This window comes from Streptomyces sp. WMMB 714 (assembly GCF_900090125.1).
GTDB lineage: Bacteria > Actinomycetota > Actinomycetes > Streptomycetales > Streptomycetaceae > Streptomyces > Streptomyces daqingensis.
Genome location: NZ_FMHJ01000033.1, coordinates 1 through 1162, shown reverse-complemented (window position 1 = coordinate 1162; position 1162 = coordinate 1). Strand labels below are relative to the sequence as shown.

The 1162-nt window shown below is 73.2% G+C and carries 1 protein-coding gene and 1 pseudogene; both read left to right on the top strand.

Features of this window, described 5'->3' with window-relative positions; all coding sequences use genetic code 11:
* Positions 1–195 (top strand): annotated as a pseudogene (locus H181DRAFT_RS28195) (sensor histidine kinase); the annotation flags it as partial.
* Between the two features lie 134 nt (positions 196–329).
* A partial coding sequence (locus H181DRAFT_RS28190) for a sensor histidine kinase (RefSeq protein ID WP_045867286.1) occupies positions 330–1162 on the top strand: 833 nt, incomplete at its 3' end.

Genomic DNA, 1162 nt, shown 5'->3' with positions numbered 1-1162 from the left:
GGACTCACCGAACGACTCGACGCCGTCGACGGCCTCCTCCTCATCGACTCCCCCACCGGCGGCCCCACCACCATCACCGCCGAACTCCCCTGGCGTGAGCGGGAAGGGTTCACCGCGGAGAGTGGCGGCAGGGGCTTCTCCAAAGGCCGGCAGCGGCCGCCGGGGGACGCCCGCCGGGGCGCCGGGGTGGGGTAAACCCCCTCCCCCTGAGACCTGCCGGCGCCATGGTCACCGCCCCCGGTCACAGCGGATCCTGACGGTGAAGCAGCAGCCCGGCCGCCGGCAGGCGGACCGCGCTGCACCCGATCGGGGAAGGACGGGACCTCGCCATGGCCACCGCAACGAACACCGCGCAGCCGCGATCCCACGCGGTGCCGGCGGTACTGCGCGCCCCCTTCGAGGGCCGCAACTGGCGCGAGCTGCTCTACGTCCTGACCGGGCTGCCGATCGCCTGCTTCAGCTTCGCCTACTCCGTGACCCTCGTCTCGGCCAGCGCCGGGCTGCTGATCACCTTCGTGGGCGTCCCCCTCCTCGCGGCCGGCCTCATGGGCTGCCGCGCCATCGGGCGGCTGGAGAGAGTCCGCGCCCGCGGCCTGCTGCGGCTGGACGTCGCGGAACCCGGGCCCGTACACGTCCTGCAGCGCCGCAGCGGACTCCTGTCCTGGGTCGGCGCCCTGCTGCGCAGCGGCGTCTCGTGGCGGCACCTCCTCTACACGGTGGTGCACTTCCCCTGGGCGCTCTTCTCCTTCGTCCTCACGGCCGTCTTCTTCCCCCTGGGATGGTCGCTGGCGCTGTACCCGGCCTGGCAGTGGGTCTTCCCCCGCTACCTCGGGGAACCGGGCCTTCAGTGGGGGCCCGACGGACTCACCGCGGTGGGGCCCGCCACGGTCGGCGACACCTACCTCGACAACGTGCCCGACATGGCGCTCACCAGCGCCGCCGGAGTGGGACTCGTACTGCTGACGCCGTGGCTGGTGCGGGGCCTCAACCATGTGGACCGGCTGCTGGTGGCCGGGCTGCTCGGCCCGTCCCGGCTGGCGACGCGGGTCCAGGAGCTGGAGTCGGATCGTGGTTCGGTGGCCGACACCGCCGCGGCCGACCTGCGCCGCATCGAACGCGACCTCCACGACGGCGCACAAGCACGCCTCGTCACCCTCGCCAT